This is a genomic window from Desmospora activa DSM 45169, from assembly GCF_003046315.1.
Taxonomy (GTDB): Bacteria; Bacillota; Bacilli; order Thermoactinomycetales; family DSM-45169; genus Desmospora; species Desmospora activa.
Window position 1 is genome coordinate 304,042 of record NZ_PZZP01000001.1, and the last position, 23,146, is coordinate 327,187.

At 47.0% G+C, this 23,146-nt stretch carries 24 protein-coding genes and 1 pseudogene; 14 read left to right on the top strand and 11 right to left on the bottom strand.

Annotated elements, in window-relative coordinates; all coding sequences use genetic code 11:
- Nucleotides 1-162: 162 nt before the first annotated feature.
- The 4 genes from C8J48_RS01525 to C8J48_RS01540 all read left to right on the top strand — a co-directional run bounded on the left by C8J48_RS01525 (nucleotide 163) and on the right by C8J48_RS01540 (nucleotide 2,360).
- Nucleotides 163-516: a PadR family transcriptional regulator gene (locus C8J48_RS01525; RefSeq protein WP_107724629.1), complete on the top strand. Its 354-nt coding sequence runs from the start codon at nucleotides 163-165 to the stop codon at nucleotides 514-516.
- Nucleotides 503-1,171 (top strand): permease prefix domain 1-containing protein, encoded by a 669-nt coding sequence (locus C8J48_RS01530; protein WP_107724630.1) that lies wholly within the window; start codon nucleotides 503-505, stop codon nucleotides 1,169-1,171. Before C8J48_RS01525 ends, C8J48_RS01530 begins: the two co-directional genes overlap by 14 nt.
- 247 nt (nucleotides 1,172-1,418) lie before the next feature.
- Nucleotides 1,419-2,084, top strand: a complete 666-nt coding sequence (locus C8J48_RS01535) for a L,D-transpeptidase family protein (protein WP_107724631.1) — start codon at nucleotides 1,419-1,421, stop codon at nucleotides 2,082-2,084.
- A 72-nt stretch (nucleotides 2,085-2,156) separates the two neighbouring features.
- Entirely contained in the window at nucleotides 2,157-2,360 is a 204-nt protein-coding gene (locus tag C8J48_RS01540) for a DUF1657 domain-containing protein (RefSeq protein WP_107724632.1), read from the top strand.
- Nucleotides 2,361-2,401: 41 nt separating this feature from the next.
- Here the strand turns inward: C8J48_RS01540 and C8J48_RS01545 are convergent, their stop codons facing one another.
- Genes C8J48_RS01545 through C8J48_RS01570 form a run of 6 tightly spaced genes read right to left on the bottom strand, consistent with a single transcriptional unit; the run spans nucleotide 2,402 to nucleotide 6,047 of the window.
- Nucleotides 2,402-3,070 (bottom strand): DUF421 domain-containing protein, encoded by a 669-nt coding sequence (locus C8J48_RS01545; protein WP_107724633.1) that lies wholly within the window; start codon nucleotides 3,068-3,070, stop codon nucleotides 2,402-2,404.
- Between the two features lie 30 nt (nucleotides 3,071-3,100).
- A complete protein-coding gene (spoVAE, locus tag C8J48_RS01550; RefSeq protein WP_107724634.1) occupies nucleotides 3,101-3,451 on the bottom strand; it encodes a stage V sporulation protein AE in 351 nt (116 codons plus the stop codon).
- Nucleotides 3,448-4,464, bottom strand: a complete 1,017-nt coding sequence (gene spoVAD, locus C8J48_RS01555; RefSeq protein ID WP_107724635.1) for a stage V sporulation protein AD — start codon at nucleotides 4,462-4,464, stop codon at nucleotides 3,448-3,450. Before spoVAD ends, spoVAE begins: the two co-directional genes overlap by 4 nt.
- The gene (gene spoVAC / locus C8J48_RS01560; RefSeq protein ID WP_107724636.1) at nucleotides 4,465-4,947 is read right to left on the bottom strand and encodes a stage V sporulation protein AC; all 483 of its coding nucleotides are present in this window, start codon (nucleotides 4,945-4,947) and stop codon (nucleotides 4,465-4,467) included. It abuts the gene before it with no gap.
- A gap of 18 nt (nucleotides 4,948-4,965) precedes the next feature.
- Entirely contained in the window at nucleotides 4,966-5,823 is an 858-nt protein-coding gene (locus tag C8J48_RS01565; protein WP_107724637.1) for a DUF421 domain-containing protein, read from the bottom strand.
- 17 nt (nucleotides 5,824-5,840) lie between these two features.
- A complete protein-coding gene (locus C8J48_RS01570) occupies nucleotides 5,841-6,047 on the bottom strand; it encodes a DUF1657 domain-containing protein (RefSeq protein WP_107724638.1) in 207 nt (68 codons plus the stop codon).
- Nucleotides 6,048-6,147: 100 nt separating this feature from the next.
- Between C8J48_RS01570 and C8J48_RS01575 the strand changes: the two genes are divergently transcribed.
- Nucleotides 6,148-6,591 carry a YhcN/YlaJ family sporulation lipoprotein gene (locus tag C8J48_RS01575; RefSeq protein ID WP_146160432.1) on the top strand — a complete coding sequence of 148 codons (444 nt, stop codon included), beginning with the start codon at nucleotides 6,148-6,150 and terminating at the stop codon, nucleotides 6,589-6,591.
- A gap of 36 nt (nucleotides 6,592-6,627) precedes the next feature.
- On the opposite strand, the gene C8J48_RS01580 is transcribed toward C8J48_RS01575, so the two are convergent.
- Nucleotides 6,628-7,326 (bottom strand): DUF421 domain-containing protein, encoded by a 699-nt coding sequence (locus C8J48_RS01580; RefSeq protein ID WP_107724640.1) that lies wholly within the window; start codon nucleotides 7,324-7,326, stop codon nucleotides 6,628-6,630.
- Between the two features lie 238 nt (nucleotides 7,327-7,564).
- Between C8J48_RS01580 and C8J48_RS01585 the strand changes: the two genes are divergently transcribed.
- Complete coding sequence (locus C8J48_RS01585) at nucleotides 7,565-8,425, top strand: hypothetical protein (protein WP_107724641.1); 861 nt, start codon at nucleotides 7,565-7,567, stop codon at nucleotides 8,423-8,425.
- Between the two features lie 314 nt (nucleotides 8,426-8,739).
- Here the strand turns inward: C8J48_RS01585 and C8J48_RS01590 are convergent, their stop codons facing one another.
- Nucleotides 8,740-9,354 carry a TetR/AcrR family transcriptional regulator gene (locus C8J48_RS01590; RefSeq protein WP_107724642.1) on the bottom strand — a complete coding sequence of 205 codons (615 nt, stop codon included), beginning with the start codon at nucleotides 9,352-9,354 and terminating at the stop codon, nucleotides 8,740-8,742.
- Nucleotides 9,355-9,501: 147 nt separating this feature from the next.
- Here C8J48_RS01590 and C8J48_RS01595 point away from each other — a divergent pair, with 147 nt between their 5' ends.
- Nucleotides 9,502-10,908: a cytochrome P450 gene (locus C8J48_RS01595; RefSeq protein WP_107724643.1), complete on the top strand. Its 1,407-nt coding sequence runs from the start codon at nucleotides 9,502-9,504 to the stop codon at nucleotides 10,906-10,908.
- Between the two features lie 395 nt (nucleotides 10,909-11,303).
- On the opposite strand, the gene C8J48_RS01600 is transcribed toward C8J48_RS01595, so the two are convergent.
- Nucleotides 11,304-11,936 (bottom strand): RraA family protein, encoded by a 633-nt coding sequence (locus C8J48_RS01600; RefSeq protein ID WP_107724644.1) that lies wholly within the window; start codon nucleotides 11,934-11,936, stop codon nucleotides 11,304-11,306.
- A 108-nt stretch (nucleotides 11,937-12,044) separates the two neighbouring features.
- On the opposite strand from C8J48_RS01600, the gene C8J48_RS01605 reads away from it, so the two are divergent.
- From C8J48_RS01605 to C8J48_RS01625, 5 genes are all read left to right on the top strand, one after another.
- Nucleotides 12,045-12,905 (top strand): LysR family transcriptional regulator, encoded by an 861-nt coding sequence (locus C8J48_RS01605; protein ID WP_107724645.1) that lies wholly within the window; start codon nucleotides 12,045-12,047, stop codon nucleotides 12,903-12,905.
- 352 nt (nucleotides 12,906-13,257) lie between these two features.
- Nucleotides 13,258-14,394: a PrpF domain-containing protein gene (locus tag C8J48_RS01610; protein WP_107724646.1), complete on the top strand. Its 1,137-nt coding sequence runs from the start codon at nucleotides 13,258-13,260 to the stop codon at nucleotides 14,392-14,394.
- 14 nt (nucleotides 14,395-14,408) lie between these two features.
- Nucleotides 14,409-17,141 (top strand): aconitate hydratase AcnA, encoded by a 2,733-nt coding sequence (acnA, locus tag C8J48_RS01615; RefSeq protein WP_107724647.1) that lies wholly within the window; start codon nucleotides 14,409-14,411, stop codon nucleotides 17,139-17,141.
- Between the two features lie 216 nt (nucleotides 17,142-17,357).
- Nucleotides 17,358-17,642 carry a hypothetical protein gene (locus tag C8J48_RS19265; protein WP_342748205.1) on the top strand — a complete coding sequence of 95 codons (285 nt, stop codon included), beginning with the start codon at nucleotides 17,358-17,360 and terminating at the stop codon, nucleotides 17,640-17,642.
- A gap of 416 nt (nucleotides 17,643-18,058) precedes the next feature.
- Entirely contained in the window at nucleotides 18,059-18,670 is a 612-nt protein-coding gene (locus C8J48_RS01625) for a LysE family translocator (RefSeq protein ID WP_107724648.1), read from the top strand.
- Nucleotides 18,671-18,814: 144 nt separating this feature from the next.
- On the opposite strand, the gene C8J48_RS01630 is transcribed toward C8J48_RS01625, so the two are convergent.
- Nucleotides 18,815-20,032 carry a multidrug effflux MFS transporter gene (locus C8J48_RS01630; protein WP_107724649.1) on the bottom strand — a complete coding sequence of 406 codons (1,218 nt, stop codon included), beginning with the start codon at nucleotides 20,030-20,032 and terminating at the stop codon, nucleotides 18,815-18,817.
- Nucleotides 20,033-20,446: 414 nt separating this feature from the next.
- Between C8J48_RS01630 and C8J48_RS01635 the strand changes: the two genes are divergently transcribed.
- The gene (locus C8J48_RS01635) at nucleotides 20,447-20,896 is read left to right on the top strand and encodes a glycosyl-4,4'-diaponeurosporenoate acyltransferase CrtO family protein (RefSeq protein WP_107724650.1); all 450 of its coding nucleotides are present in this window, start codon (nucleotides 20,447-20,449) and stop codon (nucleotides 20,894-20,896) included.
- Nucleotides 20,897-21,138: 242 nt separating this feature from the next.
- The gene (locus tag C8J48_RS01640) at nucleotides 21,139-22,545 is read left to right on the top strand and encodes a NucA/NucB deoxyribonuclease domain-containing protein (protein WP_170105059.1); all 1,407 of its coding nucleotides are present in this window, start codon (nucleotides 21,139-21,141) and stop codon (nucleotides 22,543-22,545) included.
- A 153-nt stretch (nucleotides 22,546-22,698) separates the two neighbouring features.
- Here C8J48_RS01640 and C8J48_RS01645 read toward each other — a convergent pair.
- A pseudogene (locus C8J48_RS01645) lies at nucleotides 22,699-23,139 on the bottom strand (alpha/beta hydrolase family protein); the annotation flags it as partial.
- Between the last annotated feature and the right edge of the window lie 7 nt (nucleotides 23,140-23,146).

The following is a 23,146-nucleotide window of genomic DNA, read 5'->3' on the forward strand; positions in this document are numbered from 1 at the left end:
TTCTACTTACACTCATGTTGTATCAGGATATGAACTTCAAGCACGACTCCCAGAAAAATCGTCGATCATCCATAACGCCCACTAGCCGATATTTTTAATCACCATATTACTTTGACATACATAGTAATATGGTGTAGGATGTATTGTGGAAGGGGGGGTATGATGAGTTCCACGATTTCAACCGATTTGATCCGCGGTCATACCGATACGGTGATTTTAAACATCCTGCGTCAAGGTGACAGCTATGGATACGAGATATACAAAACCATCATCGCTTTAAGCGGTAATCAGTATGAATTGAAGGAAGCCACCTTGTATACCGCTTTTCGCCGTTTGGAGAAGGAGGGTTATATCTTCTCCTATTGGGGCGATGAAACACAGGGGGGCAGACGCAAATATTACCGTATTACTGATGAAGGAAAGAAACAATATGAAGAGCGTAGACAAGGTTGGGACTTTGCCAAAGAGGTGTTGGATCGTTTGATTAAGGGAGGGTTAGAGGATGAAAAAAAATAAACCGATCGACGGCAAAGTAAAAGCGTACATTGACAATCTGTTTTCCGGGGTTGGAGAAACACAGCAGCTGTTTGATCTCAAAGAAGAGCTTGCGACCAATATGAAAGAAAAAATTGCGGACTATCATGCGCGGGGCATGGAAGGGGAGCAAGCTTTTAAAGAGGCTGTCATCTCAATGGGGGATTTGAGCGGATTGGTGGAGGATATGCGTAAACGGGGACAGGATACGGCGAAGCAAGCGGTTTATTCGACGATGACGGCACGTATTTCTACCGCTGGAACTGTTGCAGGAGTGTTGCTGATATTATTTGGGCTCTTTACTTCTGCGATGTTGTATTTTATGAATCTGTCTGGAAATGAAGTGATCGGGAGCGGCATTTTCGTCGTAGCAGGCGGAACGCTATTCACTTACAGCGTATTGACAAGAGAGACGCGCAAACGATTTGGTATGAACAAAATACGGGCAGCTTTTTATGCATTGGCAGTGGGGCTTCTCCTTTTCAGCCTGTTTACCGGTCTGATCACAAGATTTGCCACCGGTGAAACATATAGTGCAATTGCCGCAACAATGGTCTTCTTTCTCGGCGGAGCCGGTTTGTTGTTAAGCTTGATCCTGACGGGAACGGATCGGCGTAAAAATCAAACTGACCGGTGAAAAGGCGATAAATCCTTTCATTTTGCCCCTCAGATTAATAACAAACCCTGATAATCGGGACTCGGGTCTCCTTCGTTCAATCTCATCCCCTCTCACTTGAGAGGGGGTTTTAGTATTCTCCTCAAAAGAGAATGGCCTCTACATACAAGTATACCTATTGGTGGAATAACGGTATGGGAAAAAATACTGCTGGCCGACTGGTATAGAAAAAACAAAAAACCACGATCATGAGAAGGAGGTGGAAAGGATGAAACGATGGCTAGTGGGATGGGCGGCATTTGCCTATTTGTTATTTGCGATTGTTCCAGTGCATGCTCTTGGTAAACCCGATATTGAGAAAGATCGATGGGTAAAAATTGATTTATGGCAACGAAGGCTCTATATCGTGGAAGGAGATCGGATTCTGGAAGCTTTCCCGATTGCAACGGGAAGGGAACAGTTTCCTACGCCGATCGGAAAGTGGAAGATCATCAAAAAATCGAAGGGCTGGGGAGGTGGCTTTGGCACCCGTTGGCTCGGTCTAAATGTTCCTTGGGGCATGTATGGGATACACGGTACAAACCGGCCGGCTTCGATCGGTCGCGATGCCAGCCATGGCTGTATTCGTATGTTAAATCCCGATGTTGAACAACTGTATCAGCGGATTCCGGTGGGAGCGACCGTTCACATCGAAGGGCCTATTTTCGGTCGAGAAGATTGGAAGTTCAAACCGCTCGTAAAAGGGGACCGGGGTACATTGGTGATGTTGGTCCAAAATCGGCTAGGAACCGCCGGTTATTATCAAGGTCCCTTTGATGGCATCTTTGGGCGTACGTTGGAATCAGCCGTTAAGCGATATCAACGGGATCATCATCTGTCTGTAACAGGCCAAATTCATCTCCCCGAATATCTTCAATTCGGCTTACTGGAATAGTCCATGAATATTTTCTGCCAGTATGTACATGATACTGCTTGAATCATACAAAGTGAGAAAGGGGTTAACTCAATGACGGTTGGAACAAAAATTAAGCAAACGATTGCCAGTGCGGAAAGTGTGGCGGCAAGCCTGAAAACCTTTGCATTGGATACGGATAATCAACAGGCAAAACAGGTGTACAATCAACTGGCGCAAAACATGGATTCCATTGTACAACAGTTGAAAACACGCGAACAACAGGTAATGTCTGAAGAGCCGCAATACAATCAATAACCACGAATCCGGGCGGGGAGACCCTACCCGGATTTTTTTGTTTAGCGCCCGGCTCCATTGTCGACGAAGATATTTGGCTCATGGTCTCGGGTTGCAGCATACATCACGTTGTTCACATTGTGATATCCTTTCTTTTTTAATTCTTCTTGCAACCAGTAGTTGCTTTTTCCGATCAGTTTAAGGTTCTGCTTTTGGATTCGTCCATCGACGACAAGAGAAAGGGCCAATCCCCGATAAGGAACTTCGATCTTTAAATCCTTTGGTGTTGCTGGATATAGGTCATCCCGCGGCAAGATGCTGATGGTGCCTGTCGGTTCGAGAATGGCATACTGTACCTCACGGATATCCGGATATCCCTTGGCTCGGATATCCGCTAGTAATTCTGTGAGAGAGATTTCACAGCGACGCAGGTTTTGCTTAATGATTTTGCCGTGTTTAACTAAAATGGTAGGTTCCCCGAGGATGAGCCGATTGACCCATTTATACAGGGTTAGTTTGGCGAAGAGAATATGGATCACAGCCACCAGGATTATCGCCAGCACTGTTTTGACGTAATCATCCACCAGGATGGGATTGGTGGCTAACGCCGCAATAATCACAATCGCCATCAGATCGTGTGGAGTGACTTGTGCCAGCGTTGATTTCCCCATAAAACGTAAAACGGTAATGGCCAAGGTAAATAAGGTGATTACTTTTAAAACGTAGACCATAAAAACTCACCGATCCTTAAAATAGAGGCATTACCCCTTTGGTTTAAAAATTAATGCCGCCAAAAAGCTAAATACGATGGCGGAGGAGATGCCGGCACTGGTTACTTCAAAAATGCCGGTGATCACCCCGACGAGGCCGTGTTGTTCCGCTTCAGCCATCGCGCCGTGGACTAGTTGATTGCCAAAGCTGGTGATGGGAACACTGGCTCCTGCTCCGGCAAAGTCGATCAGCGGTTCATACAGACCGAGCCCACTCAAGATCGCCCCGGCCACCACCATTGAGCTGACGGTGTGGGCTGGCGTCAGCCGCAGTCCGTCCATCAAGAGCTGACCAATCACACAAAATAAACCGCCTACTACAAACGCCCATAAGAAGATCATGTGGATTCTCCTTCCTTTGATTCAATCGCGACAGCATGGGCAATACAGGGGATACTCTCTTTTTGTTGAAAACTAAGGGGAGAAAGTAAAGCTCCCGTAGCGATAATTAGCACTTTATGCAATTCACCTTTGCGCATCCGATTCAATACATGTCCATAGGTGACACAGGCGGAACAGGCACAGCCGCTGGCTCCGGCTTGGACCGGCTGATTTTTGTCGTAAATCATTAAACCGCAATCGCCAAAGCGATCTTGCGGCAGTTTTAGCCCGTGCTTCTCCAGTAAATCCGCCGCCGTGCGGTGCCCGATTTCCCCTAAATCCCCAGTTAAAATGAGATCATAGGATGAGGGGGAGATACGCAAATCGCGAAAATGAGCTTCAATCGTATCAACGGCGGCTGGCGCCATTGCTGCTCCCATATTAAAGGGATCTTGGATGCCCATATCGACTACCCGGCCGATGGTGGCTGCAGTAACGCTTAACCCTTCTCCCTCCGCTGAGACGACCGCAGCCCCGGCGCCGGTGACGGTCCATTGGGCAGTAGGAGGCTTTTGCGACCCATATTCCGTCGGATAGCGAAATTGCTTTTCTACAGAGGCGTTATGGCTGGAGGTTCCCACCAGTACGCGTTGCGCATAACCCCCGTCTACCAACAGCGCTCCCAATGCCAGGCTTTCCATCGAGGTGGAACAGGCGCCAAACAGCCCGAGGTAAGGGGTAGCCAAGGTACGAGCGGCAAAACTGCTGGAGATGATCTGATTCATGAGATCGCCTGCCAGCAAAAACTGAATATCTTCTTTTTTTAATCCCGCTTTATCGACGGCCCGTTCACAGGCTTGTTCCAGCATTTTTTTTTCGGCTTTTTCAAAGCTGTCTTGCCCCAGCCATAAGTCTTCATGGAGTAAATCAAAATCATTGGCTAAGGGGCCTTTCGCTTCAAACGGGCCTCCGACCGTCGCTGAAGAAACGATGGCGGGTTGACGATGAAACAGCCAAGTCCGTCCCTGAATCACTTAAAACCCTCCCATCCCCTTTAAGATCAACACCTTTACGATGGCTACTACAAACGCAGAAAAAGTTCCAAATACAATCACCGAACCGGCTAATTTAAACATGTTGCCGCCCACTCCCAGCACAAACCCTTCTGAACGGTGTTCAATCGCGGCTGAAGCGAGGGAGTTGGCAAAGCCCGTAACCGGGATGGCGGTACCGGCACCGGCCCATTGCGCAATATGGTCGTACACTCCCAGTCCGGTTAACAGGACCGACACAAAAATCAGCGTGGCGACTGTGGGATTTCCCGCTGTTTTTTCGGTGAAATCAAAGTAATGGGTGTAAAAGAGAGAAATCAGCTGGCCAAGCATACAAATCGCCCCTCCGAACAAAAAAGCCAAAATGCAGTTTCGCACGATGGGCCGCTGTGGCTCCCGCTTTTTTACAAATGCCTGATACTCTTGCTGGGTCGGTGTCAACTTTTTCTTCTTTTTATCGGACATCTCGTTTCCTCCTTGGATTTATTTCAACAGCGACCGTACATCGGAAAGGATCGAAGCCACTTCTTTGGCGCTGTGCTGGTACATCTTTTTTGCTTTGGGATTGTCGGTATCCAAAGAGAAGGAATCCAGATCCGCCTTGGCTTTTTCCAAGGTGGCCAATAAGAGTTGGCGTGTGGTCGGTTTTGGTACTTGGATGGCATCATCAAACAGATCGACATATAGCTCTCCCATCGCATCCACTTGTCCCAGAAAAACATTTTCCGGCGAGACGCCGATTTTATCCAATTCCGTCTGCAGCCATCCCCGATTTAATCCCATGGTAGCCAACGGTTCGTCCATCATGTTTCCATCTATGATCACAGTCTGGGTTCCGGTTTCCGGTGAAGTTTCCACACCGAGATGTTTGGCGTTAAGGGGTTGCCGATTGGCTTTTAACAAGGCATTAATCTCTCCATTGGCTTCCATAACGGCAAACTCCACATCAGCCAGGTTGAAAATCTGTTTGCTTCGCAGTTGTTGCAGCAGATCCTCGGGAGAGTATCGCATTTTTTTTAATTGGTCTTCCATCACCTTCCCATGCTTAATAACCACGCTCTCCTGTCCATGGATCCACTCCCGCACCATTTTGCTTTTAAGAGAGAGAAAACTGAGAACGATCCCTGTCAACCCCCATGTCAACAGGGCCATCCATCCCAACAGCGGGGGGTGTACGAGATTTAACGATAACACGGCGGCGATCACTCCAATGCCGACGGTGTAGCCTACATCAAAAAAGGTCATTCTAGCCGCAATCTTTCTGCCCAGCAATCGCATCAAAACGACTAATACGATGATGACCCCCAGTGATCGTAAAATGATCTGAAGCCAATCCGGCATTGCCTTCCCCCCTTGATTTAAAATCCTTTGTATTGCGGTTCTTCAAATTCCATGGATTGAATCCGCCGTTTTAGTCTTGCCAAAACTTCATCCAAGCGTTCAGCATTTCGACGGAAGGATTTTCGAGTCCCCTCGTCTTGGGCCAATTGGGCGTATGACTCCATCGTAGCTTTGGCTCCTTGCAGGCTGACCAGGGTTTGTTTCACTTTGGAATAGGTGGTCATGCAATCACCCCTCTAAATGTAAATTTTGGTATTGAACAGATGATTTTATACCTGGGACATACTAAAGGAAAAAGTTTTGGCCAAGGAGGAAGTGGATCGCTTGAAGTGGTTTTGTATGGGGATGATCGTTTTTTTCATCGTGACCGGTTGTGCGCAACAGTCACAGGAAAAATTGCAGCCCGCTGCTCCTCATTCCATCGCTGCAAAAGGGAATGACGATCTTCAGCGAATGGATACGGCAAAACGGCTCGTCCGCCAGGATCAACGGGTAGATGAAGCGACAGCGGTGATTGTGGATCATGAGCTTTCCGTCGGTTTGAAGGTTAGTAACTTTAATCGCTTTTTCCTTAAACGCATTCGTAAAGAGAATCATGATCGCCTAAAAAAACAGTTTCCTAAGCCATACCAAATACAGGTCACCACCGATAACAAGTTATTTGCTGAACTAAAAAAAATGGAGTCCGAACAGAGGAAAAATCCTTCATACCGTACAAAAGCTGCACAACAAAAGCTGAAAAAAATAAATGAGGATATGAAAGGGTAATAAAAAACCTGTCCCCCTGTATCATGGGGGACAGGTTTAATGTTTTTTCTTGCCATCGTCCCGTAAATCCACTTTTAGCTTTCCGTCAGTTTCCATGCGGGCGTAAAACACTTCCTCAATGGAATGGACGGATTTTTGTTTTTGAATCTGCTCAAGTAGCCACTGTTCCGACTGTCCCAATTTTTGCAGACCATCTTGGATGATCTGACCGTCGATCACCAATTCGATGGGAAGCTGGGGAACGTTAGATGGCTGAAAGATATTCTTTGGAGTGGTCGGTTGGTAATCCGGCTTCATCAATACTGACAGGGAGCCGTCGTTTTCCAAGATGCCAAACTGTACCTGGGACAGATCAAATACTTCTTTCTTCCGCAATAACTGCATGATTTCGCCCATGGTAAAGCGGGTTTTTCGCATATTGTCTTCCATCACTTTACCACCGGAAATGACGACCAAGGGCTCTCCTTCCAGCCACTTTCGCGCTTTTCGGCTTTTCATAGCGAGATAGGACATCGTAAAGGTTAAGACTCCAAACGCAACCAACCCAACCCAATGGTAGCCCATACTATGATCCAAATCGGTAGCAAGGGTACCTGCAATGGAACCGAAGGTGATGCCGTTGACATATTCAAAATAAGTCATTTCGGCAATTTGTTGCTTCCCTAAGATCATGGTGATTACCAAAATGGTGGCAAAAGCGATTACGGTTTGCAAAAGGATTTGTAAGTATTCCATCTAACGCCCCCTTTTTTCCTAACTTTTGTATTGGTTTTCTGTTTTGGTTTTATACATAAAAAGTAAGTTGGAATGAATTTTTGATATGCATGCGATTAACTCCAAGGTATTAGTAGGGATAATTCACTAGTTTAAAAAGAGACTCCATGCATTGACAAGGGAAGTATGAAGCTTCAAAATTGGCGGTAATGGGAAAATACTCCCGAATAGTAACACCTAAGCAAGAGGCTTGGTTTGGGTGGAAGGATCGGCAGGTGAACAAGAAGAGAAGCCGGTATGGAACGACAAGGAGGTTTTTGGCAGAATGAAGATAAAAGCGATGGCGATTCTTTCTGTGGTAACCGTATTGTTGGTCGGCTTTTCCGCTGAAAGTGCCCAGGCAGAATCGTTGGGAACTTATGGGGATTATTCCCGTATGTTTGAGCAGAGCGCAGGACAATTTTGGGCCGACACGTGGCGCAATCAGTGGGCATGGGAGCCTCAGGGTGACGGTGTGTCGTACATTCGATGGGGAGATCCTGACCATTGGCCACCGAAAGATTATGAGAAATTTGAACTGAGTGATGACGGAGAATGGGTTTTGCTTGACGGATTTGGCAATCATAGCGGTTTTTTGGAACAGCGTGTTACCCGTGAGCAGATTGGAGATGTCAAATGTGAAAATATGCAGCCCCTGCCTGAGGTTGAGGGTGGAAAGCAGCATTATGTGAAATGGGACATCCAGTCTGAGCCATACTGCCTGGAGGCGTGGGGAGAAATCATCATCCCCAATGGAACAAACGTCGACTTCTATCACAAGCAAGTTTGGTTCCCACCGGGTAACTGCGAAAACAAATACTTTCAAAACCAAACCTGCATCAAGCAATACGAGGTGTGGAAAGACAACAATGACAATGGAAACGTCGGCGGGCCGATGGAATTGAGGATCGAACGGGATAACATATTGGCCAAAGGCATGGGCCCTGCTTTTATCATCCATAACTATTTCCCCAACAACGGCTGGCGTGCCGATCTGCGCTCTTCCTGGACATATGGTGGCATGGAATCGATGGCTGCGTCGGATCCTCTCCAACTTATGTCGCAAGTTAACGGGTTTTAAAACCAGCATGCTAAAATGACGGTATAAACAAAGGTATCTGCTTAAATTGATAGATACCTTTGTTTATTTGTATCAAATCAAAAATCCCAAACAAAAAGTAAAAGTAGGTTTAAAGTCTGGTGCGCCAGGGCTACCTCTCCTACGGCGTATAAACGATCTGGAACGGCGGTTGTTGGATTTACAAGAACAACTAAGCGAAAAACAATGACACCCGTAATTAGGTGTCTTGTTTTTATATGAACAACCCGGCTTCTGATTGTTAGGGAAGCCGGGTTTGTCATGTGAGATACTCGAACATAGTCCGATGGCAGGGTTCATCCTTCTGAATGAGGATTGTTTTGGTCCATCTGTGCTTTGCCGATCAGGCCATAGTATAACAGGTGCTCGATATCGCGCAGCATTGCTGGGGTGGCATGGGCAAAAAATCCAGGTCGGGCGAATGCCTCTTTAAACATTTGGATAAAGAGCAAGACCGATTCCAACGAAAGGTGCGGATCGATTACGCCCTCTTTTTTTCCTTGGTCCACCAGCTTCTTAAAAAAAGGGATCGTTTTTGTTTGGTAACATTCTTCGATGTACGCTTGGATCACGGTATCATCGATATTTGCCCGATATAGATCTTGCTCGATATTTTTGGCGGCCTCTCCACCATCAAACATGATTTGATCCATCTTTTGTGAAAAGGGAATATCTTGCTCCAAGATCGCTTCATATTCCTCGATTTTTTTCTCCACAAAGCGCAGCAATGACTTTTGAATCAATTGATCTTTGCTACCAAAATAGTTATAAATGGAAACCGGTGAGACATTCGCTTTTTTGGCGACTTCAGCGATACTTGTCTTGTTGGCGCCAAAGGTACAGATCAGCTCAAAGGTTGTTTTTAGGATTTGTTCTTTTTTCTTTTCGGTGCGGAGTTGATATCCATCCATGTTTGTCACCTCAGCAATACTATACTAAATGATTTGTAACCAATCAATCAATTTCATCCAAAAAGATATTTACATCTGATGCTCTTTCGCTATAAAATGAATAATAAAGATGTAAACATTTCATTTTATTAAAAAGAGGGTGTTCACATGGGTGAAATCAAAGGGGATCGCACGGCCATACAGAAAAGCATTCCGGGTCCACGATCAATATTCGGTGCGCAGATGAATATGGTTCGTTTTTATCGAAATCCATTGGTGTATTCCCGTTGGTTGTATCAAACCTACGGCAACGTGGTCGCTTTGGGATCGAGCAAAAAGCCTTCCCATGTGTTCGCCTTTGGACCGGAACTAAATAAACAGATTCTCACCGATCCGGATCGGTTTGGGGCGAGTGATTCACTTGTCAAGATACCGAGAGATACCGTACTGGGACGAATGTATTTTAATAACCTCTTATTAATGACGGGAGAGAAGCACAGGCAACATCGCAGGCTGATGCAACCCGCTTTTCATCGGCAACAGATCCGAGCGTATTGTGAAGACATGGTGCAACTAACCCATCGCATCAGTGACAGTTGGCAGGGGCAAGCGGAGGTTGAACTGAATCATGAGATGAAGAAGTTGACCCAATACATCGCGGTGAAAACGCTCTTTGGCTTGTATAATGAAGCGGAATTGGAGCGGATGGGTAAGCTGATCGATGGGTTGACGAAGTCGTTGGTATTTGCAACGGCTGCACCCATTAACCTCCCTGGAACGCCTTATCGCCGCGCATTGCGAATCGCCGAACAACTGAATCATCATATTCGGTCCATGATTACAAAAAAACGAGCGGAAACCGATGCAACCGATGTATTGGCATCCCTGGTTCAAGCGCGTGATGAGGATGGTTCTTTTCTCACGGATGATGAGCTGGTGGGTCATGCTTTTACGTTATATGTCGCAGGGCATGAAACAACCGCCAATGCGTTAACATGGTCCATTTTTTTACTCAGTCAGCATCCAGATATACTATCGGATCTCCTGGAAGAATTGGATGGGGCACTGGGTGGTAGCGATCCCACCTTGGAAAAGCTTGCTTCCTTAACATTGCTCGACAGTGTGATAAAGGAGAGCTTACGCTTATTACCACCGGCGGGGATCGGTGTTCGTATCACTGCTGATACGTGTGAGTTAGGCGGGTATGAGATCCCGAAAGGGACCAATGTTTACTTCAGTCAAATGGTTACCCACCGCTTGCCGGACCTTTACGATGAGCCTGATCGCTTTAAACCGCAACGCTGGAGCACGATGAAACGAACCCCTTTTGAATATCTACCCTTTAGTGCAGGGGAACATATGTGCATCGGCTGGAACTTTGCCACACAAGAGATGAAGGTGGTGCTGGCCATCTTGCTCCAACGGTATCGCTTCTCGGCGGTTCACAACGCCAAAATCTCTCCCAATCTGATGATGCGACCCGTTCATGGGATGCCGATGCATGTCGTTCCCCAAGACCGACAGTTCCAACGCGTTCCTGTCCGAGGAACGATTCATCGCTGGATCGATTTTTGAGTAGGGTGTGAAAACGAAAAAATGATCCACGTTGATGTGGATCATTTTTTTCAAGCTAATCCTTCGCGTTTTTCATGAGCAATCAGCCACTTTTTGCGTGTTAGACCGCCGCCATAACCGCCTAGCTCACCATTTGAAAGACGGTTAATTCACCGCTGAAATATTAAGCCAATTCCCTTTCAATCGAATGAATCGGAAGTAAACGGGTTTCAACAGCCAAATTCGCGAAAGTGGAAGTAGACGGGTATCTCCTTTTATAGGGTGTAGGGAGAGATACGATAATGAATAGAAATAAAAGGATGGCGGTTACATACGATCGGCGGTAGGGATTTCCCTTACCGCCGTTATTATTTCTACACAAGTTTTAACTGATCTTTAACCTGTTATTTCTGATATCATCCAAGCAAATCATCAAGATACTTTCGGATCTCATCGGGATGTGAAGAGAGTAGAGTGGCCCGTTTCTGATCTTTTTCCATTTTCTCCATTGCTTTTGCCAAGATGGATTGTTCTTTTGTTTGTGGGACCACTACTACACCGTCAACATCCCCTACGATCAGATCGCCGGGGTGAACGGTGACTCCACCGCAGGAAATGGGAACATTGATCTCCCCCGCCCCGGCTTTACCGCTGGCTGCTACAGTGGTCCCTTTACAAAAGACGGGATAGTCTAGCTCCTTGATTCCTTGAATATCACGAATGACACCATCCACGATTAGTCCCTTGATTCCCAACGCTTGTGCCATTCCTACAACAAAGTCACCGGCAACTGCTCGATACGTATCTCCTTTTGCGTCAATGACAAGAACGTCTCCCGGTTGCGCTTCACGAATGGCTTGCAGAACGACACGATTGTCTCCCACCGGCATTTTGACGGGAAACGCTCTTCCGACAAGCTTATGGCTCTCTTTTAAAGGTTTAATGGAGGAGTTCATGTTATTTAAGCCTTGCATTGCGTCGGAAATGCAGGGGGTAGGGATTTTACCGAACTGGCTTATGATGTTTGTCAAAGTGGATCCCTCCTTCATCTTATGAGCAAATGTAATATAAAATTGTTTATTTATAAAATATATAATGGTGATGGTTGGTTATAACCGATTTGCATCTCACGAATAGTAAGGAGGGATGGGCGAGCGATGGAGGATCGCGATTGGGTGGTGTTACAAGAGCTCTACAAATACAAAAATATTACACGAACCGCTCAGGCATTATTTATATCCCAGCCTTCATTGACTAAACGGCTGCGTCACATCGAGAAAGAATTGGGAGTGAAAATTGTACAGAGAGGGAGAAGGGGTGTTCACTTTACCCCGCAGGGAGAGTACTTGGCAAAGGCTGCAAAGGAGATGCTGTTTAATCTTCGCCAAATTAAAGAACAGGTACAAAATATTGATGACAAGGTCGCCGGACCTCTGCGATTAGGAGTTTCTAATTACTTTACCAAGTTTAAATTGCCGGGTATATTGAAAGCGTTTAAAAGTCGATATCCTCAGGTTGAGTTTCAAGTAACCACCGGTTGGTCCCGGGAAGTGCATCAGTTGGTATATAACCGTGAGGTTCACATTGGGTTTGTACGCGGGGATTACAGCTGGCCCGATCAAAAGCATCTGCTGTTTGAGGAACCCATCTGTATCGCATCGGTTGAAACGATCGATCTAAAAGAGCTTCCCACACACCCGCGAATTAACTATCAAACGGAATCTCCGTTTCAGAAGTTGATGGATAACTGGTGGACGGAAAATTACACCGAACCACCCCTCGTCGGCATGAATGTGGACAAGGTGGATACGTGTCGGGAAATGATTATCAATGGCCTAGGATACGCGATTGTCCCCCGAGCGATGTTGGACGGAGTAGCGGATGTAAATAAGATAAACATTACGGATGCAGCGGGAAACCCTTTATTAAGGCAAACATGGATGTTTTATTATCAAGAATCGCTACACCTCCATTCCGTACGGGCCTTTGTCCGATTTATGACGGATACTCAGGAATGAACTTCCCGCCCAACGCGAAGGGAGGAGGTTTGTGGTCTAAGGAGTGCAGACACTTCTGGGTGTATCAGGGTTTGCTCATACACTCGATCAAAGATCGGGAGATATCAGAATCCCTAAGCAAGCAACATGCCAATTTTGTACATGGGTCGGAACAGACCGTCTACTACTTCTCGCTTATGTAATCCGTAGATACTTTGCTTCTTAAAATTTCCCTCTAGCGGTTGAGAACAGCTCTTTAATATCGATGAGCCATTCCCATTGGTTATGGTTAAGTATCAGATATCGATATTTTTTTTGGGATCTAACGTTGGCTTATAATCAAATTAAACATCATGATGGGAGAGGGATAGGAATGTCTCAATTTACGGTGCCATGTGCCGTTTATCGTGGTGGAACAAGCCGGGGTCTCTTTTTTCATAAGCATGATTTACCTGAAGAGATGGTACAACAAAAGAAGATTTTTATGGCTGGGATCGATGCGTATAATCCCTCGCAAATTGACGGCTTGGGAGCGGGTACGTCCCATTCCAGCAAGGTGTGTGTCATTTCTCCTTCGACGATGGGGGGAGCTGATGTCGATTTCACGTTTTACCAGATCGGCATCGGTGAAGAGGTGGTGGATGACAGAGGGACTTGTGGCAACCTGATGGCCGGTGTCGGTGCTTTTGCCGTTGATGAAGGCTATGTACAAGTTGATCCTTCCGACCGTGAAGTGAAGGTTTCCATCTTTAACACCAACATCGGAAAGACGTTACACATTACGGTTCCGGTGGTTAATGGCAAAGCCAAGGTAACGGGAAATTTTTTGATGCCGGGTCTTCATCAAGCCGGAGCCAAGTATTCCGTCGATATCCTGTCACCCGGCGGTGGTAAAACCGGGAGTACCCTGCCGTTGGGGGTAAAGGCGACGATCGCGACGGAATCGAGGACCTATGAAGTCTCCTTTATCGATATTGTAAATCCGTTTGTCTTTGTATCCGCTGCGGATCTCGGCCTGAAGGGAACAGAGCCCAATAGCGCCCTGGCAGCGGATGCCGCACTTTTACAAGAGCTAGAGAATATCCGCCTCCAAGCAGCAGTTGCCGCTGGAATGGCGCAGACGGCGGAAGAAGCGAAACAAACCCCTGCCATTCCTAAAATCGCGCTTGTGACTCATCCGCAAGATTACACCACATCAGCGGGAAAAGCGATCAAAGCGGAGGATGTAGATGTGGTTGCCAAGATGTTGTCAATGGGGAAATTTCATCGCACCTTTGCGGGAAGTGGTTTTTATTGCATCGCGGCTGCGGCTTTGATTCTGGGTACGATCCCGAACCGATACACGAAAAAGGCGGACGCGACGGGGACAGCCCTGATTCGCATGGGGCATCCAGAAGGCGTGACGGAAGTTCGTGCCGCTTTGATGGAAGATGGCAGCGATGTAGCTTTGGTCGGCATCGATCGAACTGCGAGGCGAATTATGAAGGGTGAGTTGTATATTCCCGCATAAAGGGGGAGACCGTGATGGCACAAAAGGATGTTTTCCATGCTCGTTCAACTTTTTCGGTCAACGGGAAGAACGTTTACTACTATCGCTTGCAAGCGTTAGCGGAGGCAGGAGTAGGGAATGTCTCCCGCTTGCCCTACTCGATTAAGATCTTGTTGGAGTCGGTACTGCGTCAGTATGACGGATCGATGATTACACGCAAACATATCGAAAGCTTGGTAAGATGGGGAAGCGATCAGGCACAAAAGGATGTAGATGTGCCCTTTCGGCCGGCCCGCATCGTGATGCAGGATTTTACAGGGGTACCCGTTGTCGTCGATCTGGCATCGCTACGAACGGCGATGGCGGCCATGGGGGGAGATCCCGAACAGATCAATCCGGAAATTCCGGTGGACTTGGTGATGGATCATGCGGAGCAGGTCGATCGGTTTGGGACCCCCGATGCATTGCAATATAATGTGGATCGCGGGTTTCAATTGAATGAGGAGCGTTATCGATTTTTTAAATGGGCCACTCATTCCTTCCGGCATTTTCGAGCGGTGCCTCCGTCGACATCGATCATTCATCAAGCCAACTTGGAATACTTGGCTTCCTTGGTCCATTGTCGGGAGGAGGAGTCAGGAGAATATCTGGCTTTCCCGGATACGTGCTTTGGTACCGATTCTCATACACCGATGATCAATGGTGCAGGTGTATTGGGTTGGGGAGTCGGCGGAATTGAAGCGGAAGCGGCGATGTTGGGTCAGCCCTCCCGCTTTCCGGCGCCTGAAGTGATCGGGATTCGGCTCAAAGGAAAATTGCCGCTTACGACAACGGGCACCGATCTGGCGCTTACGATCACCCACCTTCTTCGTAAGAAAAAGGTAGTGGATAAATTTGTGGAATTTTTCGGCGAAGGAGTCTCTACCTTATCCTTGGCGGACAGAGCGACGGTTTCCAATATGTCTCCGGAAAATGGGGCAACCGTCACGTTTTTTCCCGTCGATGAGGAGACGTTACATTATCTCCGCCTCTCCGGAAGATCGGAGGAGCATGTACGGTTGGTGGAAGCTTATTGCAAAGCAAACGGGTTGTTCTTTACCCCCGATGCGGAAGAACCGGTTTATTCCGATGTGATCGAGATCGATCTGTCGACGATTGAAACAAGTGTTGCCGGTCCCAAACGTCCCCAAGATTTAATTCGCCTATCGGATGTAAAGGATTCATTTCAACAGGCGCTCACCCATAAAGCAGGCAATCATGGATACGGTCTGAATGACAATGAAATCGATAAAACAGCGGTCATCGCCCATCAAAATGGGATAACCTCTACCCTGAAAACCGGATCCATCGTCTTGGCTGCGATCACTAGCTGTACCAATACGTCCAATCCCCATGTGATGATCGGAGCGGGTCTGCTGGCGAAAAAAGCGGTGGAAAAGGGGTTAACGGTTCCTCCTTATGTCAAGACAAGCCTTTCACCAGGTTCTAGGGTGGTGACGGAGTATTTACGAAAGGCGAATCTTTTACCATACCTGGAGAAGCTGGGATTTTATTTGGTTGGATACGGATGTACAACATGCGTCGGCAACTCCGGTCCGCTACCGGAAGAAGTGGCTAATGCCATTCTGGAGCAAGAGTTGATTGTCGCAAGTGTTTTGTCCGGCAACCGCAACTTTGAAGGCCGGATCCATCCGCTCATCAAGGCCAATTTCCTCGCCTCCCCGCCGCTTGTGGTCGCTTTCGCCATTGCCGGGACGGTCAATATTGGCCTTCAGCATCAACCGCTTGGACAGGATCAAGACGACAATGAGGTATACTTGGCGGATCTGTGGCCGACGGCGGCTGAGATTCAGAAAGCGATAGCGGAAGCGGTTACGCCTGATCTCTTTGCTGCTCAAAAAGAGAAAATCTTTACCGGAAATCGCTCTTGGAACCGGTTGGAAGCGAGCCATACCCCTCTGTATGAGTGGGAGCAAACCTCTACTTATTTGCAAAATCCGCCATACGTTCAAAACCTAACACGAGATCCGGGTAATATCCGACCACTTCAAGGGTTACGGGTGCTCGCCAAACTGGGGGATTCCATCACGACTGACCATATTTCCCCGGCGGGAGGGACGATTCCGGCAAACAGTGTAGCCGGTCGATATTTATTGGAAAAAGAGGTTCCAAGAGAGGAGTTAAGCTCTTATGGCGCTCGTCGCGGAAATCACCATGTGATGATTCGTGGGGGCTTCTCCAATATCCGCCTCCGCAATCAGATCTCTCCGGAAACGGAAGGGGGTTTTACCACCCATTTTCCGACTGGAGAAGTGTTGTCTATCTATGAGGCGGCGATGAAATATCAAGCAGATGGAACCGGACTGCTCATTATCGCCGGGTTGGACTACGGGATGGGAAGTTCACGGGACTGGGCGGCAAAAGCGACGCAACTCCTCGGTGTAAAGGTCGTGCTCGCTCAGAGTTTTGAACGGATTCATCGCAGCAACCTCGCCTTGATGGGGGTGCTTCCGCTGCAATTTAGAGAGGGAGAAAATGCGGATCGTCTAGGCTTAACAGGAAGGGAGTCTTACGACATCCCCATCGGTGCAGATCTCCAGCCGCATCAATCGATAACCGTGACCACTGTGGATGAAGAGGGACGTCGGACAGCGTTTGAAGCGATGATCCGATTTGACACAGAAGCGGAAGTGGATATTTATCGTCATGGCGGTGTGTTGCCGATGGTTTTACGAAAGCACTTGGCAAAAGAAGAAGAAAAGAAATGATGATCGCGACGCAGAGAGGCATCCAACAAAGGGTGCTTTTTTTTGTGTTGGTAGGGGAACCCAGCGATTGACCGAGGGGTTTTTTGGTTGTTTGCTGCCGTTTTCACCCCCACCCCCTTTTATGTTGACGGTACACTTTATACTTTTACTGTGTTGGTTTCCATGGTGATATAATCCAATTAAGGTGCCATGTTGAGGTGGGAGGAGTGAAGTATTATGAGTACAGAACACTACGAGCAAATCGGGGTAGCCATGACCTGCCGTTCCTTTGATGAGTATCAAACGATGTTTGCTTTGGACCATGGCGTGATGTCACAAGGGGAAATACTGGATGTGGCAGCGGGGGCTTCCTCCTTTGTGGCGGAAGCCAACGGCAGGGGGTATGCGGCTTTTGCCGTGGATCCACTCTATAAACTGAGCAGTGAGGAGATAAAGGAACGGGGAGGAGATGAGATCGTCTCAACTACTGAAAAAATCGATCAAATCCAACATCTTCACTGATCCTTTGTAGCCATTTTTTGTTTTTATACCAAGAGCAATTTGATTATACCTACCATTTGGAAGCGATTAGTGAGTTAATCCGGATCTGCCGTAAGGGTGGTGAAATTCGCCTTTATCCCTTGGTCGGATTCAAAAGAGAACCGTATCCGCATTTGGATAAATTGATGGATACCTTCAAACAACAAGGCGTCACGGTGGAGCTAATACCTACGGATTTTCGCTTTCTGCCAGGAGCATATCATATTCTCAGGATTGGTAAGTGATTTTGATGGTAACGGCGTTAATAATGGAAAAAACATCGGTTTGTGAAGGGGATGAGGCATTAAATCGCCATCTATACAACACGGTGGTTATGTTATTGTATGTGGTAAGATAATTGCGATATATCATAGTAAATGTCATGAAGGAGAATTATCATGGTTACATTTGTATTGGTTGTATTGGCACTACTTATAATCCCTGGTCCAGCCGTGATGTTAACACTTGCTCAAAGTGTGAATGGAGGGAGGAAGAGTGGAATATTTACGGGGATTGGAATCGGTGTCGGTGATTTGATTCATACAATCGCTTTAGTGCTTGGTCTTTCTGCTATTATAATGACATCCGCCACTGCCTTTGAGATTATAAAATATCTAGGTGCAGCCTATCTGGTTTATTTAGGAATGCGTACTTTTCTTCAAAAAACGGAAAGTATCCACATCGCATCAATCCATCGCGTTGATGGCCGACGGGTTTTTCATCAAGCGGTTTTAACTGAAATCCTAAATCCCAAAACGGCTTTATTTTTCCTATCGTTTCTCCCTCAATTTGTTCATCCGGAAAAAGGACCAATCGTCACTCAATTATTGTTCCTTGGGATAACTTTTGTTGTCTTGAGCATATTGTATACAACCTTGATAGCCATTGTTGCCGGATCATTTGTAAAATGGCTGTCACGGAATCAAAGGATTGCTCGCTGGCAAGGTAAGGTAGTTGGTTCTGTCTACCTCGGTTTAGGTGTACAAATGGCTTTTCAACAACGGAATTGAACGAAACCTTAGAAAGACGGTTCTTGTGTAAAGGTGTATCATTTTTTCGACGAACGTTTAACCTTGTCAGAAGCAAACAGCCCTTCCACTTTGGAAGGGCTGTTTGGCTACGGATAAGTATCCATTTGGCTGAATGGGGACGAATCAAGACGCTTTCAACTCACGTCGGATTAATAAAAGGTAGGACAGCACGGCCCCCACTTCGGCGACGGCGATTACGATGCCCATCGGGACTGCTGTACCGCTGCCGCCGAGGCCGACCAAAGGTGCCGACAAGGCGCCGGTGATAAAAGTGAACATACCCAGCAAAGCGGCGGCACTGCCTGCTGATTGTCCCTGTTCCTGCATTGCTAGGGAGAAGGCTGTCGGATTGATAAATCCGACGCTGGCGACGACGAAAAAAAGACACAGCGCAACCAGAAAGATCCCTCCTCCTGCCAAAACGGTGATCAATAAGCCCAGACCGCCGCAAAGGGCGCAGCACAGGCCAGCGACTAGAATGTTCCTCTCAGGGATTCGACCCGCAAGGCGGCCCGTGATCTGGCTGACAATGATTAAGCCAAGACCGTTAATGCCGAAGAGCAGGCTGAATACCTGGGGAGATACTCCGAAGATTTCTTGCATCACAAAGGGAGAGCCGGATACATAGCCAAAGACGGCGGCCATGGCACATCCTTGTATCAAGGTGTACCCCATAAACATGCGGTCCTTCAGCAGGCGGCTAAAAATGGATACGGTTTCTCGGATGCCGCCAGCGGATCGGCGTTCTTGCGGAAGTGTCTCGGGAAGAGAGGTGGTGACAACCAGGAGCATTAGGATACCGAAGAGTCCCAATACGACAAATACCCCTCGCCAGGAGGTCACCATCAGTAAAGCCCCTCCCAATATAGGGGCGAAAATCGGGGCCAAACCGTTAACCAGCATAAGAAGAGTAAAGAATTTGGTCATCTCCACCCCCGAATAGAGATCGCGGACGACGGCCCGGGAGATCACAATACCCGCAGCGCCAGCCGTTCCCTGGATGAATCGAAAGGCGATCAATAACTCGATGGAAGGGCTGACGGCGCAAAGAATCGAAGCGATGGCATAAACGATCAATGCGATCTTCAAAGGGGTGAGGCGGCCATGAGTATCACTGAGGGAACCGGCGACCAATTGTCCCAAAGCCAACCCCAACAGACAGGCCGTCAAACTTACCTGAACCAGGGAAGTCCCGGTATGCAGTTGGTTTGCAATCTCCGGTAGTGAAGGGAGATACATATCGATGGAGAGAGGTCCAAAAGCGCACAGCGCTCCCAGGATGAGTGCCATCATCCCTCGGCTTTGCTGGATAAGCGGTTTTGTGGATACTTGCGTTTGCATGATATACAACCTTTCTACATACCTTCTTGGATAAAAATATAAAAAACCTCCGCTTTAAACCGGCCTTTTTGCCGACTGGCAGCGAAGTGTCGTGGCAAAAGTACATGTGATCAATTATAAGGGGAATCGTTATTTTTTCGCAACGGAAATAATTAGGGTTAGAAAATAAATAAATCGCCGATCCGTTCAAGATCGGCGGTTTCCCATTTGACCCGATTTAAAACGGACTGATTGGCTGAGATGGTGAGGATGTGCGAAGAAAAACCGAACCGTCGGCTCGATTTCCAACTCCTAAGGATATTATGCGCTTCAGTTGTTGTTTCAGCGAGAGCAAACGCATTTCCCTTCGGTTACTTTTTCGGTTAAGCTTAGCTTTGTTACATCTACCAACTTCCCGAAAAAGGATGTGACCTGATGGAAGATCCGAATCGACATCCTAAAAAAATATTAGATATAATATTTGGCGATCAGTATTTTAGGGTTAAACGGTGGGAACAAGAAGGGAAGATTTATGAATCGATCGGAATCAATCATTTTAAAAAGAAACTACTGCTTATTGCTAAAAAAAGAAGAAACGAATTTCCGTTTAAAAACTATTTTTTAACCGAATATTCGATTGACGGATTAAAAGCATTTGAAAGAAAAACCAGGAAGAGTGAAAGGGCTCATCTGCTCATAGCAGTAGTGATGTTATTGTATACGCTTCGAATAGCGATGTTTATAAACGGCATTTTTGATGTTCTATTTTTGCTGTTTTTTCTCTTACTAAATATCATCATCAATATATACCCCTTTTGTTTGCAAAGATACAATCGAATAAGAATCAATCAACTTTTGAATAAGCGCCGATGTTACGATATTTAAGATTTTTAGACTGCAAAATATCTGGGGTGTCCGTACTTTTATAGAATAACTCACGCCAAAGTGAAATGTATCGTCGATTAATACCGCCGACCTTTTAAAATTGGCGGTTTATTTGTTTACGGGCAAAATCACTTCTTTACTGAAACCGTTTCGTCAATATGAAACGTATTTTTTTGTTTTTTGGAAGGTTTCATCAATTAAATCTAGAAAATATAACCTTATCTTCCGAAAGGAGTGATCCGATGCACCGAAAAAAGATGTGGGAACAAATGCTGATCGTTGTGCTTCTGCTCACTTTGCTCATTGCACCAAGTGCGGAGGTGGAAGCGAAGAAGCCGGATACTGCAGAAGAGATTGATTCTCACGGCTCGTTTACTTATCTCCCCATGGATTTAGAAAACGAAGAGGAGATTAAACGGCAGCTAGAAGAGGGGAAATCACCGGAAGAGTTGGGCTTGTTACAAGGAAAATCGAAATCAGAACCGTTACGAACGTTGGAAGAAATACAGGAGGAGTCCAAGCAAAAGAAACAACCGTACACCGTGAATATGGATCCCCCTGTCAAGACGGCCGACACTTGGAATCCTCCACAATTTCGGTACGACTATATTGCTAAACAGGAGTGTTTGGATAATCCAGCTGGCGGTACTTTAGAAGGCTGGGCTAAAAACCGGTATGCCTTTTGTCGAGCGGGTAACTTTAGCTATGTAGAGGTGCAATGTCGGGGATGGTGGCCGTTTATAAGGTGTACTACTTATGGGGTTCAATACCGATTGACACTAATTGGCTTTGGCTCAAACGGAAAACGGGAAGCGCAGTTTGACTATTATGTGGATAACATTCAAGTGACTCATCCCCGGATGAATGGGGCCAAACTGAAGATTGATGTCAACTGTGCTGCCTTGGTCAATCCAGGGGATTGTCGCGAGGATGCGAGCACTCCTGCCGTTGAACGAACGGTTGCCCAATGGAAAAATAATGGCTTTGGAACGAAGAAACTGTACTCCATCCCTCCTGAAATAACAGACTATAACCCCGATCGGTTGGGATATTTGGAGTTCTGGGCTCGGTCAACGGTTTCTCCTTCCGGTCTACCGACACGAACACAGGACAGTCCGAGAGAAGAAGTCCGGTTTGATTCGGCTCGGTATATGTTTGTTTTTTATCCGAGACAATATTTCCCACACGGCGCCATCTTTCCTCGCGCAAAGCCCGTTCTCCAATATTCGCTCAGTGAACCGGCGATGAACGAAGCAGCTCAGCATTATAAGGATGCAATGGAGCGGCCCGGTTCCACTGTTCCACCAAAGGTAAACAAACAGATACCTGGAGCGGAGGGGGATCGACCGCTTCATCGGTTGACCCGCCGGCACCATCCTGATGAATATAATCAAAATCGGAATCGGACGCGATCCGAGTGTGATCGATGGTTCCCGGATAGACCAGAAAATAACCAATGCGACGAGTTCCCTTTTGCCTCAACGTGGGAGGGTACTGCTTTTGCTGACGGTAACTTCTCCATCCGCATGATTTCAGCTGATGATAATAATGCAGCCGGCAGATGGTTGGGGGCTTGGTATGCTTATGACCGTATCATCGATGGAAGGACGTATCCCGGTGAGTATTTCCATGTGAGAGTAAATCAATAGAACAGCTACTAGCAACTCATGCTGTTCCCATTATAAAAACACTCCGTCAGGGCACTTGTCCTAAGGGAGTGTTTTTTTAAAAGCAAAAGCTATTTTTTCGGCTGGGAACTTTGAACCCGGAGACGGTTTGTTTTGCAGAGAGGACTCGTTGAATTAAGCAAGCAATTGTTTCAATTGGTCGTCAATGAATGTCGTATCCTTCGGGTTGATGCCACGGCCGGCGAAGTGGCCCCAAACAGATTGGATGGGACGAAAGATGGCGTTCGGCATCCGTTCTGTCTCATACTGGCTATCTTCCGGGGTAAAGTACAGGTCTGTTGCCCCCGGCATGACGACCGCTCGGGCTTTAATGCTGCCGAGTGCTTTCTCAAAGTCGCCATCGTACATGGCATTGGTGCTGATATCGCCGTGTTGCCCGGTCCAGAGCATGGACAGCAGGTTATGAGGATCCAGGCTGACAAAGTTATTTTCCCAGAAGCCGGTAAGAAATTCATCCAGCGTCGGATAGCCCAATTGACGGAACTGCTCTTCGTGATAAAATGCCTGGGAGAAACCCCATCCGGCATAGACGCGTCCAACGGCTCGAAGCCCGGTGGTGGAA